The organism is Pantoea ananatis PA13, assembly GCF_000233595.1.
GTDB classification, from domain to species: Bacteria; Pseudomonadota; Gammaproteobacteria; order Enterobacterales; family Enterobacteriaceae; genus Pantoea; species Pantoea ananatis.
The window spans coordinates 2,718,440-2,734,976 of sequence record NC_017554.1; the positions used below are offsets into that span (position 1 = coordinate 2,718,440).

Sequence of the window (16,537 nt, forward strand, 5' to 3'; positions counted from 1 at the left end):
TTAATGTTTTATATCACTGGTCGTGACGGATACAGAATTTTTATTGATAAGGGCATTCATGAGTTCTTCGACTTTCTCGAGTGCCACACCTTTTGTTTCCGGAATGTAGCGTTTTACGAACCACCAGGATATCAGGCAGGATACTGAGAACAGCAGCAGCGGGAATCCACCGTGGAATTTTTCACGCAGCCATGGATTATCATTGATAATCGGGAAAACCTGGCTAATGATAAAGTTGGATACCCACATTGAGGCATAAGCGATCCCCATGCCCATTGCGCGAAGGCGGTTAGGCAGAATTTCGCCCACCACGGTCCAGGCGATTTGCGACCATGTTAAGCCAAAGATGAACATGAAGCCTAACAGGCCGATGATTGAGGCATAGCCTTTAATACCAAAATAGAAAGTCAGGAAGGTAAGCGCGAGACAGATGAAGGTGCCGAAAGAGCCAATCAGCAGTAAAATACGGCGCCCGACACGATCAACGAAGACAATACCGACAAGCACGCCCAGGAACTGCAACGCCGCTAGCCAGGTGACCATAAACATGGCTTCTTCCATGCTGCTTGTGACATTCATCAACAAGGTTGGCCCAAAGTACTGAATAACGTTGATGCCGGTGAACTGGTTGAATACGGCAATCATTGACGCAATGATGATGAACATCTTCGCGTTACGTGTTAACCCCTTAATCGAAGGTACATTTTTTACAGATGTCGTTACTGAATCAGTATTAAAAGATGCTTTGATTTCATTAAATAAATTCGAAGCATGCGTAGGGTTGGAGATGCGAGTCAAGGTTTTCATCGCTTCGGCATCACGATTTTTCATTATATTCCAGCGAGGAGACTCCGGAATAAAAGCCATAAACATTAAATACAGGAAGCAAGGAATAACACCAAATCCAAGCATATAACGCCAGCCAACCGTCACCAGCCAGATTTCATCTGCTCCTTTGGCGATCAAATAATTGACGATCAGCACCAAAACCTGTCCACCAACGAAAAAGACCATATTCATTGCGACAACGCGGCCACGATAATCCCTTGGTGCAACTTCCGTCATATAAATAGGTGACACAACCGATGCCAGTCCAATGCCGAATCCGCCCAGAATACGGAAGATAATAAACATCGTGAAGTCGGTGGCTAATGCCATACCCGCGACAGAAACCAGCATAAAGAATACTGTGATAGTCAGGGCTTTTTTTCTGCCATAATTATCGGCAAGTTTACCGGCGAGCCATGCGCCTAATACGCAGCCGATAACGATACTTGATACCGCCCAACCGGTCTGCGATGGCGTTAAACTAAAATGTCTGTTGAGAGGCTCAATAACACCTGAAATAACGGAAGTATCATACCCTTGTAACAGGCCACCCAATGCTGCCACGGTGCAGATCGCCATAACATAGGCGAGATTATATTTCTTCTCTTTCGTACTCATACGGTTACCTTTGCGTTTAATTCACACAGTTTGACTGAGTGAAGTCATATAATGACTGTTTTGAATTTGCGTAGATAATGAAATAGAAACGTAAAAGACAAACAATGTTAAACTGTCATTCTTAATATGTAGCCTCCAGAAAATCAGGCATGGATACGCCGCACACAAAAAATCCCTCCGGCGCTGATATCATCTTTATGATTGACCTAAAAGTTCTCTTTCGATAATCCTGCGCGTTTCGACGGCCTGTGAGTTCATTTTTTCCGGATATCATAATAGTGATGCGGTAATAATGGATTCATCACCGACTTCGAATTTTCGATTTGCAAAATTCATTTCACGTAATACGCGAAAAACCCACTTCGCCTTCGCCAATGCCCCTATGCTGGTGAATTGTGGCATTAACATCTGGCGGATTAACGATGAAGGAAGAGAGTTCCATCACGTACTGATTCAGTGCACGTTTATACTCACTCATCAACGCTCTGGAAGCTCGGGGATGTTTACAGAACGGGTTGATACGCGGATGCGGGAATTGTTCAATATATTTATAACCCCACTCAGAAACCTGACGAATCATGCCGGTTATTGATAAATGCTTAATGACGTCAACATCAAAAGCGACTTTCATTATCCCTTTCTCCTTCTGAATAAATCAGTAGTGACAGGCCTGGCCATTTCTTTTCGCCAGCATATCGGCAATAGCGCGAATGCTCTCTTTTGCGATACCCGGCTTGGGCACCAACGACATGCCCTCCCCTCTCTTTTCGTGACTGACAGACAGCGATGCCCCCTCGCTCTCCTCCAGGCGCCCGACCTGAACCCAACACATATCCCTGCCCAAAAATAGCGAAAATGCCTTTAACGAATGTCTTCGCGTTGCCATCTACTTCAATGTATTGATTATCAATGAACCGAACGCATGCCTGGGCCATAGTCAATCTGATGGTTTCCATTCGATCCGCCTGCCAGTTTCAAGGTTGTTCACCAGCGAACGCAGGTAAGGAATGGCATGCAGGTAATGGGTTAATGGGATTATGAAACAAACAATCGAAACATCAACACATTTAAAATTCATCTTTCATTTTTGGGAAGACGATCTCAAAAAGGAACATTTAAGCCGTAAATGCTCTTTACATGAAATATTTATTTTTCAATCAAAAAAATTACATACGCATGATTTATAATGAATATAAACCAACAAAAAGGCAATTGCAGACGGGTAATGAGTGATTTCAATTACATGCAGCAGTAAAATTTTAAATCCATTTAATTTGAAAATGGAATTTTAAATCTCTAACATTCATGTTGAACATCGTGGTTTATCCCTCTTTTATACACAGTCGAAGGTATCCCGTTATGGTCAGGAGACCAAAAAAATCAGATGTCATTTACCCTGGCCGTATCGCTGTAGAGCCCGACGGACAGCTAACTGGCGCTTGTCTGGAAGACATAAGTACATTCTCTAACGCTTCAGGTGGCTCTTCAGGCAACGCCGCTTATGGCACAGCGATTCAAGGGCTGCGCTCAGGCATGCTGGCGATCGCCCTGCGACTCACGCGTAAGCCTGTATTTGACCCTGATCTACATTCAGGGCCATTCAGTAAAAAATCATTTTTCTGGTGAATGCCAATGCGTTTATCTACGGCTGTATTCAACGATCGCCAGTCAACCTTGCACGTGTTACGTATCAGTTTCGCCATGTTTTTTGCCTACATGACCATTGGGCTCTCCCTGACGGTCGTTCCTCTCTATGTCCATAATATTCTTGGTTACAGCGACACCCTGGTTGGATTAGTCATGGGATGCCAGTTTGTCGCAACGCTGCTGACGCGCGGGATCGCGGGACGTAATGCAGATGAACGTGGCGCAAAGCAAGTGATGCATATGGGGTTGGCGGTTAGCACACTTTCCGGCCTTATGCTGCTTGTGGCGGACAGGGTCGCTCACTTTCCTTTCCTGACGTTATTCTTCCTTTTTGCCGCCCGGATACTGTTGGGCATCAGTGAAAGCCAGATCCTGACAGGGAACCTGGCATGGGGGCTGGGTTTGAGTGGCGACAAAAAAGGGGGCCGAGTCATGTCATGGAACGGGATAGCCACATATGGTGCTCTGGCAGCAGGCGCGCCTTTTGGCCTTTATCTCTTTCACTATTATGGATTTTGGGCAATTGGCCTTTGTACCGTCATGCTGCCTGTTATTGCCTTTACGCTGAATGCTGCCGTTCCCGCTGTCATCCCCTCACATGGCGTTCGCCTGCCTCTGTGGTCCGTTGTCGGCAAAATCTGGCGTCCAGGGCTGGCTCTTGCACTTCAGGGCATTGGTTTTGCTGTTCTCGGTACGTTTGTCTCCCTTCATTTTAACCAGCAGCACTGGGCGAACGTGGGACTGGCATTAACAGCGTTTGGCGCGATGTTTATCGCTGTACGCCTCATTTTTAGTCATTTCCCGGACCGGTTTGGCGGCAAAACTGTCGCAATTTTTTCGCTTTTAACTGAAAGCCTGGGGTTGCTGACATTGGGTACAGCATCCACACAAATGCTCGCTTTGATTGGAGCAGGCATGACCGGTGCCGGATGCTCTTTAATCTTTCCCTCGCTAGGTGTTATCGCCTTGCGTCATTCTCCTCCGCAAACAAGAGGAACGGCATTAGGTGGCTATGCCGCTTTTCAGGACATCGCCTATGGGCTTAGTGGCCCCCTTGCAGGTTTCATCGCGGTTGCAGCCGGTTATCCGATGGTCTTCCTGTTGGCGGGTGGATGTAGCATTGCGGGCGTCATTTTTGTAGCCCTTTTCATCAAGAATGAATGAGAAGCATGAAAATTTTTCTCATGACAAACCTGCTGTTCAGTAAGCAAAATCCAGGAGATCGGGGCATGTTTAACCTGTAACGCCAGAAAAGGCAGATTAGGTTTGATACTTGGCATCTCAAGGCAGGACGTTAACAATGTGAATTTTTAACGTGGCAAATCATGCATAGCGGGCCTGGCCTGGACCCGCCAGAAAGTAAGTTACTTAGCTAACAGAGGAGGGACAGACGGGACTTCCGGCGCATTATCAATATCACGTTGAGTCATCCGGAAGGCTTCAGGATAATGTTCCCGCTCTGTTCTTCGGGCTGGCTCTGTATTGCGCCATGTGTACAGGCAATGCTGACACTGATGCACCGTCCATATCCCCTCAACTGGGGATGTTGCCATGATTTCAATGTGTTCATCAGCACAACGTGGACAAATCATACTTTCTCCTTAACCGCGATTTGATAACAGGGACGTTAACTTCTCAACCCAGATTGAAGTTTCTGGCAGGTCTTTTACCGGCTGACTGTAGTGGCCGCGGGTATCCGGTGCCACGGGAGTCGTCGCATCGATCACAAGTTTATCCGTGATTCCCGCAGGGCTGGAACCCGGGTCCAGTTCCAGTACGGACATGTTTGGCAGTTGAACGAGATCGCCTTGCGGATTGACCTTTGAAGACAGCGCCCACATCACCTGAGGCAGGTTAAAGGGATCGACATCCTCATCGACCATGATCACCATCTTGACGTAGCCCAGACCATGCGGGGTTGTCATCGCCCGTACGCCTACAGCACGGGCAAATCCACCATAACGTTTCTTTGTAGAAATAATGGCCAGTAATCCGTGTGTATACATTGCATTTACAGCCTGCACCTCAGGGAAATCCGCTTTCAGCTGTTGATACAAAGGGACACAGGTTGCCGGGCCCATCAGATAATCAATTTCGGTCCAGGGCATTCCCAGATACAATGACTCGAATATTGGCTTAGTGCGGTAGGAGACCTTATCAATCCGTACAACGGTCATATTGCGACCGCCGGAATAATGGCCGGTGAATTCGCCAAACGGTCCTTCAATCTCACGTTTGCGCCCTTCTATCACGCCTTCAAGAATGACTTCCGATCCCCACGGCACATCAAAGCCGGTCAGAGGCGCGGAGGCGATGGGGTACGGGCTTTCACGCAGCGCACCTGCCATCTCATATTCTGACTGGTCGTATTTCAGCGGCGTGGCGCCCATCAATGTAATAATGGGGTCATTGCCCAGCGTAATCGCCACTGGCAGATCGTCGCCGCGTTCTTCGGCCTTATGGAGATGAAGTGCAATGTCATGCATCGGCACGGGCTGTAGCCCGAGTTTACGTTTACCTTTCACCTCCATCCGGTAAATGCCGACGTTTTGCTTACCGAAATGTTCTGGATCAAGCGGGTCACGTGATACTACGCAGGCCTTATCAAGATAGAAACCGCCGTCGCCGTCGTTCAGGCGGAACAGGGGAAGGATGTCGAAGAGATTGATCTCTTCACCATCAACGGTATTTTCTGACCAGGGCGCATTGTCGCGCCGCTCTGGTGCCACAGGAAAAGTGTCCCAGCGACGAATGAATTCATCTATCTGCTGTTTCACTGGGGTATTCATTGGGAGGCCCAGTGAAATTGCATGGTTTTGCCAGGAACCAATAGTGTTCATCACAACATGAGCATGATTGAACCCCTTTATTTTGTTGAATGAGATTGCCGGTGCGCCTTCACCAATTCGGCCTGTAGCATTAGCGGCCGCGGCAATATCAGGTTCGGGTAAAACCTCTTCATCAATCTCAAGAAGCTGCCCCTGCTCGTCCAGAGCCTTAAGGAAGCTACGTAGGTCATCAAAAGCCATTATTTACTCTCCATACTCAGGGATTTCTTAGAATTGTTCAGGCCTTTCCAGCGATTTGCCTTTGGCGAGGCAATCCCAAACTGGTCGAGAACACGAGAAACGACATGATCGATCACATCATCAATTACTGCGGGGTGGTTATAAAAAGCGGGCATGGGCGGAACCATGGATACGCCAAGACGGGAAAGGGCTAGCATATTTTCCAGGTGAATGGTGCTGAGAGGCGTCTCTCTGGGGACCAGCACAAGTTTTCTGCCTTCTTTAATGACGACATCAGCAGCCCGTCCAATAAGGCCTTCCGCGTATCCCATGCGAATTCCCGCTAAGGTTTTCATACTGCAAGGAATAATGACCATCCCATCGGTGTGAAAAGAACCTGACGAGAGAGTAGCGGCCTGGTCGGACGGGCCATACACAACATCAGCCATGCTCATCACCTCACGCGATGAAAAAGGCGTTTCGAGTTCAATTGTGGTTTTAGCCCACTTGCTCAAAATCAGATGAGTTTCAACCTCTTTGATTTCCTGCAAAATGCTGAGCAGAGCCACCCCTAAAGGGGCACCTGTTGCTCCCGTCATACCGATTACAATTCTCATCTGACTTCCTTGCAAATAACGTTCGTGTACGAATGAAATTAACGGTAATCTACTCAAACCCATAAAGTCAATTGATTTCCATGGTTACTATTTTCAGTGTGACCTTTTGTATCTGGTGATAAAGAATGTTTAACGGTGGGATAATGATTTAACATTAACTAAACACGAGGATGACGGAGCCAGAGAAAAGTTAATATGAACAATGACTTGAGCAACCTTTTCTTCCATTTGACGAGGCAACTTCTACAGGAACATACCGCCCTGTGGCAGGAAGCGATGCCCTTTCTGACAAAGCAGCAGTATGCTGTTCTTTCAGCCGTTCATGCTAAACCGGGAATCGAACAACTGGAATTAACAGAGGCGGCGTTAAGTTCGAAGGCTACGCTGGCAGAATTGCTGGTTCGCATGGAACATAAAGGTCTGATACAACGTGAAGCAGGAAAAAAAGACAAACGTCGTAGATTTGTTACGCTTACCGATCAGGGCGAAGAGATGCTTAACACTGCATCACCGATTGCTGAAAGCGTTGATTCACATTTTCTGAACAGGTTAGAAGACCATGAGCAAAAGGAAATCATAAGCCTTCTTAAAATCATGTTAAAAAAACAGGCTTCCTGAAAGCATCCCGTTATTCTTCAGAAACAGATTTAATGGCAGGGTTGTGTCTTGATCGGGCATGACTCGCGCAACGCTGAATAAATCAAAGGTCGGCGGGTCACTGAAATGACAGAGAAAACAGCGCTGGTTGACGGGGCGAAGCAAGAAACCGTCTGAGTGCTCATCTTTGCCCTGACTAACACGCACTTTAAGGATTTCAGCATGACCACTTTTCATCAACTCAACGCCACCAGCCTGAATGGTCAACACATCTCGATGGCCGACTATGCTGGCAAGCTGGTTCTGGTGGTAAATACCGCCAGCCATTGTGGATTCACTCCACAATATGCAGGTCTTGAAGCACTCTACAAAAAGTACGCTGCGCAGGGGCTGGTGGTGCTGGGTTTCCCTTGCAACCAGTTCGGTAAGCAGGAACCGGGCAGTGCCGACGACATCGCGCAGACCTGTCACATTCACTACGGTGTGAGCTTCCCCATGTTCGAAAAAGTAGAGGTTAACGGCCCCGGAACGCATCCGCTATTTCGTTACCTGAAAGCGGAGTTACCCGGTGTGCTGGGTGAGCGGATTAAATGGAACTTCACTAAGTTTTTGATCGGACGCGACGGCAAACCACTCAAGCGTTTTGCACCCATCGCTACGCCGGAAAAAATGGAAGCCACCCTCCTGGCGGCACTTGAAAGCTAACCAGGGAGGTCAAATTTATCCTTGGCCATTTTCTACAAACTGATGCTATCCAGACTGGATTACCCTTTACTGATCGCTCGCAACGTCTTTTAACGCTATAACGTTGCTCATTACGCAAAGAGCCGGTCGCTTAATAAAAAGCACGCCCTTCTCTTGGGCAGGGATGGCAGGGATGTTGCTATATCCTGTCCTCAGCGCGCAATACCGGTATCCATTCATTTTTAATGCCACTATCCAGCACTGAAGCGTAATCGGCCAGGCGCGACGATTTTCGCCTTTACCACGTGTTACTTGAGGCAAGCGGATGAACATTGACTGGCACAGCGCAGAACTGACGCGCATGACGATCGTGGATAAAAACTATAAAAATACGCAAAATGTGCGCCGCTTTATGGTTGCACAGTGCGGAGAGCGTTTCCGGTTCGATCGGGAGTTTATGGCCTGGATACGCAATGACATTCCCAAAAATCTGGGAGAGGTGGTGGATGAGTGGAAGCGCAGAAAGGCTGGCTGACACTCACAATCTGTTCATCCCCTCTCCTTTTTGCTTTCGGGCATCTGTGCCGGCACCGTTTACGTCCGCATCTTGTGCCGACGCATGAAAATAACGGCCAGCAGGCGTACGCGGCGGTTATTTTATTGCGGCTTTACAGAGCCAAGCCTGACAGGGTGACAAAAAAGGCCCGATCGCCGATCGGGCCTTTGCTCATACACAGGTCATTCACCGAATGTCTGAGGCCGTTATTTCGACAGCAGTTCTTTACGGATGATTTCTGCACCGGCGCTGAGGGCACTCAGCTTGCCCCGGGCAACCTGACGGGATAACGGCGTCATGCCACAGTTGGTAGAGGGATAAAGCTTATCGGCATCCACAAACTGAAGGGCTTTACGCAGCGTATCGGCCACTTCTTCAGGGGTTTCGATCGCGTTGGTTGCCACATCAATGGCCCCGACCATCACTTTTTTACCGCGAATCAGTTCGATAAGATCCATCGGCACGCGAGAGTTTTGGCATTCCAGCGAGATGATATCGATGTTCGACTTCTGCAGTTTAGGGAAGACTTCTTCATACTGACGCCATTCAGTTCCGAGCGTCTTTTTCCAGTCGGTGTTGGCTTTGATGCCGTAACCGTAGCAAATGTGCACAGCGGTCTCGCACTTGAGCCCTTCAACGGCGCGTTCCAGGGCGGCAATGCCCCAGTCATTCACCTCATCGAAAAACACGTTAAATGCCGGTTCGTCAAACTGGATAATATCGACACCCGCCGCCTCAAGTTCCTTCGCTTCCTGGTTAAGAATTTTGGCAAATTCCCAGGCCAGTTTTTCGCGGCTCTTGTAATGGTTGTCATACAGCGTATCGATCATGGTCATGGGACCCGGCAGCGCCCATTTGATCTGTTTATTCGTTAGCTGACGTAAAAATTTGGCATCTTCAACGAAGACCGGCTTCTGACGGGCCACTTCACCCACCACACTCGGCACGCTGGCATCATAACGATTACGGATTTTAACGATCTCGCGTTTTTCAAAATCCACACCGCTGAGGTGTTCAATAAAGGTGGTCACAAAGTGTTGGCGCGTTTGCTCACCATCGCTGACGATATCAATACCGGCGCGATCCTGATCGTCCAGAATCAAACGCAGTGCGTCTTTCTTGCCATCGATTAATTCTTCATTTTCCAGTTTCCAGGGCGACCACAGTGTTTCAGGTTGCGCAAGCCAGGACGGTTTTGGCAGGCTTCCCGCCGTGGAAGTCGGTAACAAAGTTTTCATAACAGGTAACCTTATACTGAGTTAATCAAAGAACGTAATTAGCAGACCATTGCTCAAGAACATTTTTGTAGGGTTTGATGAAGTTCTTCTCGGTAAACTTCCCTTGTTCAATAGCCAGATGGCTACGCTCTTCTCGGTCGTAAACAATTTGCGTTAAAGAATAATCCCGATGGCTCAGGCTCGGTTGATATTCAATACCAGCCGGCGAGTTTGCATTATAGATCTCAGGGCGATAAATCTTCTGGAACGTTTCCATCGTACTGATGGTGCTGATGAGTTCGAGATTAGTGTAATCACGCAGCAAATCACCCGTAAAATAGAACGCCAGGGGCGCAACGCTGTTTTCAGGCATAAAATAGCGCGCATGTAATCCCATCTTGCTGAAGTATTTATCGGTCAGCGAGTATTCATCCTGCTGGTACTCAATGCCCAGTACCGGGTGACGGTTGCCGGTGCGGACATAGGTGTTTTTGCTTGAAACACTCAGGCAGATCACCGGTGACTTGCTAAAATTCGCCTTGTAAGCCTCTGATTGCAGGAAGCATTTGAAGATATTGCCATGCAGCTCGCCAAAGTTTTCCGGGATAGTAAACACCGGATTATTTTTGTTGTGCTCTGACAGCAAGACGCTGAAGTCATAGTCACGCACGTAAGAAGAGAAGTTGTTCCCCACAATGCCTTCAATACGTTCGTCGGTTTTTTTATCGACGATACTGGTTTTCAATATTTCGATAACCGGGAAAGCATCGCGATTATTTTCCACATTGATATTCATCTCTACGGAAATGATCTCAAGCTCGACAGAATAACGGTCCCCTTTCGGGTTATCCCAGTGCGCCAGGGAATTAAAACGATTATCCATCATCACCAGGGCGTTACGCAGGTTTTCCTGGCGGTTCTTGCCACGGGCCAGGTTAGCGAAGTTGGTCGTGATGCGCGTGTTTTCTGACGGATTGTAATTCTCATCAAAAACACTGCTCTTAATCGTAAAGGTGAAATTGTTATTCATCGTGTCTGGATCCTGAATTCTGATGTAAAAACTGCGTTATTTGCCAGACCGGTCTGCTTGTCTCGTCTGCTTCACAGTTTTTAACGCGCCTGCAATCAATAAGCATATTTTATGCCAGAGTCGTAACATGAGTGAAAGCGACTTAATTTCACATTAACATGAGCCTTCTTCATGGTGGTCCTTCCGTTGCTGTACGAACCCCATGCCCACACAGTGGCTGGTGGGCATGGGGAGCGCAACGTGCAGAGTAAAAAAAGGCCTGCCGGGCTGACAGAACGCGGCAAACATTCGGCAGGCCGCCTCTCTCCTGCCCTGTTCCAAACGCTGCCAGATGTCAGCACCTGCCATGGTCATGCAGAAAGACAAGACGCAACAGGATGGCCAGCGGTTATTTCTTTTTGGTGAGCATCGACTTTAGATCGGCAAAGGGATTGTAGGTGGCGGCCCCCACATCATCCTGCGCATCCTCGCCAGCCACAACGGAGGTGCCGTACTGATCGGCTTCCGTATACTTTGAGTGTTCGTGATCATGGCAGTACAGGCACAGCAGCTCCCAGTTACTGCCGTCTGGCGGATTATTGGTGTGGTCGTGATCGATGTGGTGAACCGTTAATTCCCGCAGGTTTGAATAAACAAACTCCCGCGAGCATCGCCCACAAACCCACGGATAGATTTTTAATGCTTTTTCACGATAGCCACTTTCCAGCCGCGAGTAGTTTTTGGGGATCAGAGCCATGACCGACGTTACCTGTATGATGAGAGTTTTTCACTTGTGATTGCAGCAGGCTAACCTGCTTATCGGATGACTTCAAGTTGTATGCTGGGTCCGTTTTTTGCCCGTTTTTCCCGCCGCCTACCTGTTCCGTTCAGCGCTAAAGCCAGAAGCACATTTCCTGTCTGTTGAGCAATGCCAGGGTGCGATAAGGTTATGTGTGCTGGATAAAGGGATAGAACCAGAAGCCGGTAACCAGGCCTCCTTATCGGCCTGTTAAAATGCCAGGCCTGCCCTGAATGATTTCACCTGTTCCGACACAAAACGTGCATGTTATTCTGCACAGACATGCATTGTAAGCATTTCGCTTAACGTCAGCCTTCCAGCTTTGGAGCGTCCCAGACAGAATAAAAAATTCGTTCATGATTTCAGGCCTTCTCTAAAGCCGTTTTCCCTTTGAATTTATGGAGCAGAAATGAGAACGCAGAAACGTTGCATGGGTTATATCGCCATTGTGGTTGATGACTACGATCGGGCCATTGAGTATTACACTGACAAGCTGGGCTTTATTCTTGTTGAGGACACACCGCAGCCGGGTAAACGTTGGGTGGTCGTCACGCCGAATCCGGAAAGCGATTGTCATCTCCTCCTGGCACGCGCCTCAAATGACCGTCAGGCAAGCTTTATTGGTAATCAATGCGGCGGCAGAGTGTTCCTGTTCCTGCAGAGCAATGATTTCTGGCACGACTACCAAGCCATGAAAGCGAAAGGTGTGACGTTTTGTGAGGAACCCCGAGAGGAAGAGTATGGGCTGGTTGTGGTATTTGAAGACCTCTATGGTAACCGTTGGGATCTTTACCAGAACAGGTAAACCAAAACGACGGGCCTGTAAAACAGGAAACAGAGGTTCACAGATAAGGGCTGCCATCTGCCCTTATGACGCGATTACCCATACTCAATGCGGTGGTTCAGTTTCCTTAATCGCTGGACATCGATGACAGGGGCCATAAATATGGATGTCTACCGATCCCAGAGCTTCGGCAGATAAAGGCATTATGGAAGAAAAGCTAAAATTTATGATGTTGGCGCTGGAGTACTCCCGCCAGGCATTACCTGAATGCAGACCCAATCCCCCTGTCGGATGCGTGATCGTTCATGACGGCGAGGTCGTTGCTAAGGGGTTTACACAACCGCCAGGCCAACACCATGCCGAGATCGACGCGATCGCAAAACTTACCTTCCCCATTAGCGAATGTGAAATATATGTCACGCTTGAGCCCTGCTCTTTTCAGGGCAGAACGCCTTCGTGTGCTTTGACAATTGCAGAGCTAAAGCCAAAACATATTTATATTGCCATGGACGATCCGCACCCTAAAAACAGGGGCGCGGGACGCACTATTTTAAAAAAGGCAGGCATCAGCTTTACATCAGGCATCGGAAAGCAGGCGGTCGAGAAATTTCTTTTCCCCTATCTGGACACCTCTTCGTCATAAACATCACTTTTAGCGACGCATTGGGATATCAGCGGGACGTTATCCCATCATCATCCCGACATTTTCGTCGTGATGGCACTTACCGCCCGGCCAGAACGGCCCGGCTTCGTCCGTAGCAATAATCTGTTCTGTGGGCACGCGCAGCTATTCTGGTTAGTGCATGAACGGGCAAATAAGCGGATGCCCGCACGCTTGTTAATTTTCCCGCCCCCCGCCGCTGACTGGCAGAAAAATCGCGAGATGAATGTTATGATTAACCCATTCTATTCAGTCACAAAAGACACAGGTGCTAACCCTGAGGGCAAGATATGAACAACGAAGTCTCACTGAAATACTATGACATTGCCGATGAGTATTCGTCAGAAACGGAAACGCCGGTAAGCGAATCCGAGCGTGACGCCCTGGCACACTATTTCCAGTTGCTGATTGGCCGTTTAATGAATAACGAAGAAATCAGTGAAGAAGCGCAGAAAGAGATGGCCGTTGAAGCGGGCATTAATGAACAACGCATTGATGAGATCGCCACCTTCCTGAATCAGTGGGGCAACGAAGACTAAACCCGGTAAACGCTGCCCGCTAAAGCACCTGTACCGGAGCACAGGTGCAGGCGATAAACACTATACCGCGTGTTGACTATAGGATGCGGATTCCGCTTCCTCATCGGTAATGTTGGGTTGAGAAAAGCTCGCTTTAACGCCCCAAAAGTAGCAGGCCAGAGACGCGACAATAATGAGGATCATATCGAGTGGTGCGTCAATCATACCGCTTCCGCCGTAGGTACCCAGCATAGAAACCACCATGACCGCGATGTAATAAGCCAGCAGCCACCAGGCGCACTGCAAATCCTGACTGAACTGGTTGCTCTTTTTGCCAAAGATCGCGTAAGCGACCCAGGCAACAATCAGAATCGGAATCAGGATCTCATTAACAGACCAGCCGCTCCAGTAAATCAACAGCGTACTGGCAACAAACGCCAGCGGGCTGAGAACCGCCGCAACGGGCAGAAGAAACGGACGCTGCATATCGGGCAGGTGTTGACGAAAAGCGCCCAGGGTTATCGGGCCGGGCATGTAAGTAAAAACGGTTGCCGACGTCACCGCGCCGATTAAACCGCCCCAGACCTGAAACTCGGAAGGCAATGTCCAGGCGATGGCCAGCAACAGCGACAGCCACAATGCACCGCGCGGTACGCCAGATTTTGCATCCACTTTGCCAAACACTTTAAACAGATGGCCATTACGCGCCCAGGCAAACAGCACGCGCGCGGCGCCGGCCAGGTAGATGTTGCCGGTCCCGGCCGGGGAAATCACCGCGTCGATAAGAATCAGGTTAATCAACCAGGTCAGCCCCAGGCTGCGCGCCAGGTCGGCATAGGGAGACTGGAATATCTGCTTCAGCCCTGCCCAGCCATGTTGTGACAGCAAATCGGTCGGTATCGCCCCCATGAACGCATACTGCAGGGCCAGGTAAATCACGAAGCTGACAGCAATGGCAATACCGATTGCCAGCGGCACGTTGCGCTGTGGATTTTTAGCTTCACTGGCAAAATCAACCGCCTGACGAAAGCCAAGATAGGCAAAGACGATCCCTGCCCCCGTCAGTGAGCTGAAAACGCCATGAGCCCCACCCGGCGGTGAAGGTGGAACATCAAGGTTCGGCGCATGGAAGTAAAGCAGAAGTGTCACGATGGTCAGCAACGGCACGATAAATTTGAAGGTGGTGACAATCGTGTTCACCCGCCCAAAGAAGCTGACGCTCCAGTAGTTGAGCAGAAAAAACACCACCAGCAGCCCAATCTGCACGCCAAACCCTAACCCCGTTGGGCTGCCGTCCTCATGCCCCAGTGCGGGCCACCAGTAGATCGCATACTGACGAACGGCCTCAACTTCCACCCCTGCGGTGCTGGTATAGGCCAGCAGCGAGCTGACACCAATCACGAAACCAACGATGTTGCCGTGCGAATAATTGGGATAGCGAACAAAACCGCCGGCGCGCGGTAGCGCTGAGGACAGCTCGGCGTAAACCAGGCCAATCATCAGAACGATCACGGCACCCAGTACCCATGCCCAGCCGGTATGGCTGCCCGCATAGCCGGAACTGTTAAGGGCGGCATATAACCAGCCCGAACCGATCATTGAGCCGATGCCAAGTAATGACAGATCGACCAACCCTAATTTCTTTTTAAGTCCCGTAGATGCCATGCTATGCCCCTGTCTGATTATTGGATGTTGTAGGTGGGAATAAAGCATATTGTGTGCCAGCAATATTTTGCTGTCGTAATCGTTTATGTAAGAAACATTCCAGATCACATAACCTGCCAGATAAGGGTTTCAGGAATCCGTTTCAACAGAAATATAAAATATCCGTCGGCGTGAGCAGCGATGTTAAGCATGAGATCAGGGTGCAACGCGCACTGCAATGATCCAGAAAATATATAGCGACGCTATTTGAAACATTCCGTCACCAGTGCAAAAGTTGTGACATATATTCAGGGGGCAGGTCGTTAGCAACGCCTTTCGTCAGTTGAATGACGCCACGCAAAATAACGCGACGTGAGTTTCCCCGTCATCCCTTTGCTGTCAGGGCCTGCGTTGCAGTGATGGAGGAGCATCGAGATGTCAAGCAGACTGCGTAAAAATGCGGATGAGGTTGGCCTTTTTCACCTCACACCCGATATTTCAATGCGTTTTCCCATCTGGTGTTTTATGAATAAAAAAGAAAGTTAAAAAAGAGAAGGGTCATCAGACATTCAGCGTAATGATGCTGCTGCGCCCTCTGTTAATGATTATGGCAATAAGAAATCATCGTCTGAAAAAGGTGCCCTCTGTCTCCTTGCTCTTTTTAGTTCAAGGATCAGGAAAAGCACCCTATATTCAACTTGAGGCTATCCGTTACTGTAAACGCTTTTTTATACTGCCATCAGTCCACAATAAACAGCGTCGCCCCTTCTCTGGTGGTTGATCGATGGGCTTCGGCATCGTCGGCAACCTGATAACTCACGCCCGGCGTTAATACAAACGTGCGTCCATCGTCCAGCTCTGTGACCATTTCGCCTTTCAGGCACAGAAGAATATGCCCTTTTATACACCAGTGATCGGCCACGTAGCCGGGGGAATAGTCGACCATTCTGACTCTGATATCGCCAAACTTTGCCACGCGCCAGAGCGCAAACCCGCTATCACCCGGATGCCGTTCTGCCTCTATCTGTGCCCAGTCTGTTATCCCGAAAGGGATATTTTCCATTTTCATTTTTCAGGCCTTATTGTTGCGCTTCGCTGACAGTTAGGTGCGTGGGCGAGAAACGGCACGCCAATGTATTATTCCGGATCAGTAGACGTGATTTCGTTATTTAAGGCAACGGGCAACGTAAAATCGGGAGGTGTTAATCTGCGGCGTCAAAGGCCAATGTGATATTCGGTCAGAGAAGTCAAATTTTATCCGGGTAAAACACCGGCCCTTTTTAATTACAGGTCGCACACCCGAATACCTGTCCCCGCCGCACAGTCGAGGCACAGAATGTTCAGCTGAAG

General features: G+C 48.9%; 16 protein-coding genes and 2 pseudogenes. 8 read left to right on the forward strand and 10 right to left on the reverse strand.

The window, feature by feature from the left end; translation table 11 throughout:
• Together PAGR_RS12800 and PAGR_RS12805 are read right to left on the reverse strand one after the other, a co-directional pair.
• Complete coding sequence (locus PAGR_RS12800) at positions 1 to 1,446, reverse strand: sugar porter family MFS transporter (protein WP_013025508.1); 1,446 nt, start codon at positions 1,444 to 1,446, stop codon at positions 1 to 3.
• 195 nt (positions 1,447 to 1,641) lie between these two features.
• Positions 1,642 to 2,077: pseudogene (locus PAGR_RS12805) on the reverse strand (hypothetical protein).
• A 728-nt stretch (positions 2,078 to 2,805) separates the two neighbouring features.
• Here PAGR_RS12805 and PAGR_RS24145 point away from each other — a divergent pair.
• Positions 2,806 to 2,988 (forward strand): annotated as a pseudogene (locus tag PAGR_RS24145) (hypothetical protein); the annotation flags it as partial.
• 90 nt (positions 2,989 to 3,078) lie between these two features.
• Complete coding sequence (locus tag PAGR_RS12815) at positions 3,079 to 4,257, forward strand: MFS transporter (protein ID WP_014606029.1); 1,179 nt, start codon at positions 3,079 to 3,081, stop codon at positions 4,255 to 4,257.
• Positions 4,258 to 4,457: 200 nt separating this feature from the next.
• Here the strand turns inward: PAGR_RS12815 and PAGR_RS23195 are convergent, their stop codons facing one another.
• From PAGR_RS23195 to PAGR_RS12825, 3 genes are read right to left on the reverse strand one after another with little or no spacing between them, the layout of a single operon-like run.
• A complete protein-coding gene (locus tag PAGR_RS23195; RefSeq protein ID WP_013025504.1) occupies positions 4,458 to 4,685 on the reverse strand; it encodes a non-oxidative hydroxyarylic acid decarboxylases subunit D in 228 nt (75 codons plus the stop codon).
• Between the two features lie 9 nt (positions 4,686 to 4,694).
• Positions 4,695 to 6,122 (reverse strand): non-oxidative hydroxyarylic acid decarboxylases subunit C, encoded by a 1,428-nt coding sequence (locus PAGR_RS12820; protein WP_014606030.1) that lies wholly within the window; start codon positions 6,120 to 6,122, stop codon positions 4,695 to 4,697.
• Positions 6,122 to 6,718 carry a non-oxidative hydroxyarylic acid decarboxylases subunit B gene (locus PAGR_RS12825; protein WP_014606031.1) on the reverse strand — a complete coding sequence of 199 codons (597 nt, stop codon included), beginning with the start codon at positions 6,716 to 6,718 and terminating at the stop codon, positions 6,122 to 6,124. Before PAGR_RS12825 ends, PAGR_RS12820 begins: the two co-directional genes overlap by 1 nt.
• A 195-nt stretch (positions 6,719 to 6,913) precedes the next feature.
• Here PAGR_RS12825 and PAGR_RS12830 point away from each other — a divergent pair, with 195 nt between their 5' ends.
• The 3 genes from PAGR_RS12830 (at position 6,914) to PAGR_RS12840 (ending at position 8,534) form a co-directional block, all read left to right on the forward strand.
• The gene (locus PAGR_RS12830) at positions 6,914 to 7,336 is read left to right on the forward strand and encodes a MarR family winged helix-turn-helix transcriptional regulator (protein ID WP_014606032.1); all 423 of its coding nucleotides are present in this window, start codon (positions 6,914 to 6,916) and stop codon (positions 7,334 to 7,336) included.
• 201 nt (positions 7,337 to 7,537) lie between these two features.
• On the forward strand, positions 7,538 to 8,020 hold the full coding sequence (locus PAGR_RS12835) for a glutathione peroxidase (RefSeq protein ID WP_028715045.1): 483 nt from the start codon (positions 7,538 to 7,540) through the stop codon (positions 8,018 to 8,020).
• A 304-nt stretch (positions 8,021 to 8,324) separates the two neighbouring features.
• Entirely contained in the window at positions 8,325 to 8,534 is a 210-nt protein-coding gene (locus tag PAGR_RS12840; protein ID WP_014606034.1) for a DUF6434 domain-containing protein, read from the forward strand.
• A gap of 227 nt (positions 8,535 to 8,761) precedes the next feature.
• On the opposite strand, the gene PAGR_RS12845 is transcribed toward PAGR_RS12840, so the two are convergent.
• The 3 genes from PAGR_RS12845 to yajD form a co-directional block, all read right to left on the reverse strand.
• Positions 8,762 to 9,793 (reverse strand): methionine synthase, encoded by a 1,032-nt coding sequence (locus PAGR_RS12845; protein WP_013025498.1) that lies wholly within the window; start codon positions 9,791 to 9,793, stop codon positions 8,762 to 8,764.
• Between the two features lie 25 nt (positions 9,794 to 9,818).
• A complete protein-coding gene (locus PAGR_RS12850) occupies positions 9,819 to 10,802 on the reverse strand; it encodes a DUF1852 domain-containing protein (RefSeq protein WP_013025497.1) in 984 nt (327 codons plus the stop codon).
• A 388-nt stretch (positions 10,803 to 11,190) separates the two neighbouring features.
• Positions 11,191 to 11,538 (reverse strand): HNH nuclease YajD, encoded by a 348-nt coding sequence (yajD, locus tag PAGR_RS12855; protein WP_013025496.1) that lies wholly within the window; start codon positions 11,536 to 11,538, stop codon positions 11,191 to 11,193.
• Between the two features lie 451 nt (positions 11,539 to 11,989).
• Here yajD and PAGR_RS12860 point away from each other — a divergent pair, with 451 nt between their 5' ends.
• The 3 genes from PAGR_RS12860 (at position 11,990) to PAGR_RS12870 (ending at position 13,564) form a co-directional block, all read left to right on the forward strand.
• Entirely contained in the window at positions 11,990 to 12,385 is a 396-nt protein-coding gene (locus PAGR_RS12860; RefSeq protein WP_014606035.1) for a VOC family protein, read from the forward strand.
• Positions 12,386 to 12,530: 145 nt separating this feature from the next.
• Positions 12,531 to 13,007, forward strand: coding sequence for a bifunctional diaminohydroxyphosphoribosylaminopyrimidine deaminase/5-amino-6-(5-phosphoribosylamino)uracil reductase RibD (locus PAGR_RS12865; RefSeq protein ID WP_049792153.1), 477 nt, complete (start codon positions 12,531 to 12,533; stop codon positions 13,005 to 13,007).
• Positions 13,008 to 13,315: 308 nt separating this feature from the next.
• On the forward strand, positions 13,316 to 13,564 hold the full coding sequence (locus PAGR_RS12870; RefSeq protein WP_013025493.1) for a DUF2543 family protein: 249 nt from the start codon (positions 13,316 to 13,318) through the stop codon (positions 13,562 to 13,564).
• A 60-nt stretch (positions 13,565 to 13,624) separates the two neighbouring features.
• On the opposite strand, the gene PAGR_RS12875 is transcribed toward PAGR_RS12870, so the two are convergent.
• Together PAGR_RS12875 and PAGR_RS12880 are read right to left on the reverse strand one after the other, a co-directional pair.
• Positions 13,625 to 15,208 (reverse strand): APC family permease, encoded by a 1,584-nt coding sequence (locus tag PAGR_RS12875; RefSeq protein ID WP_014606037.1) that lies wholly within the window; start codon positions 15,206 to 15,208, stop codon positions 13,625 to 13,627.
• A gap of 718 nt (positions 15,209 to 15,926) precedes the next feature.
• Positions 15,927 to 16,256, reverse strand: a complete 330-nt coding sequence (locus PAGR_RS12880; protein WP_013025491.1) for a DHCW motif cupin fold protein — start codon at positions 16,254 to 16,256, stop codon at positions 15,927 to 15,929.
• Between the last annotated feature and the right edge of the window lie 281 nt (positions 16,257 to 16,537).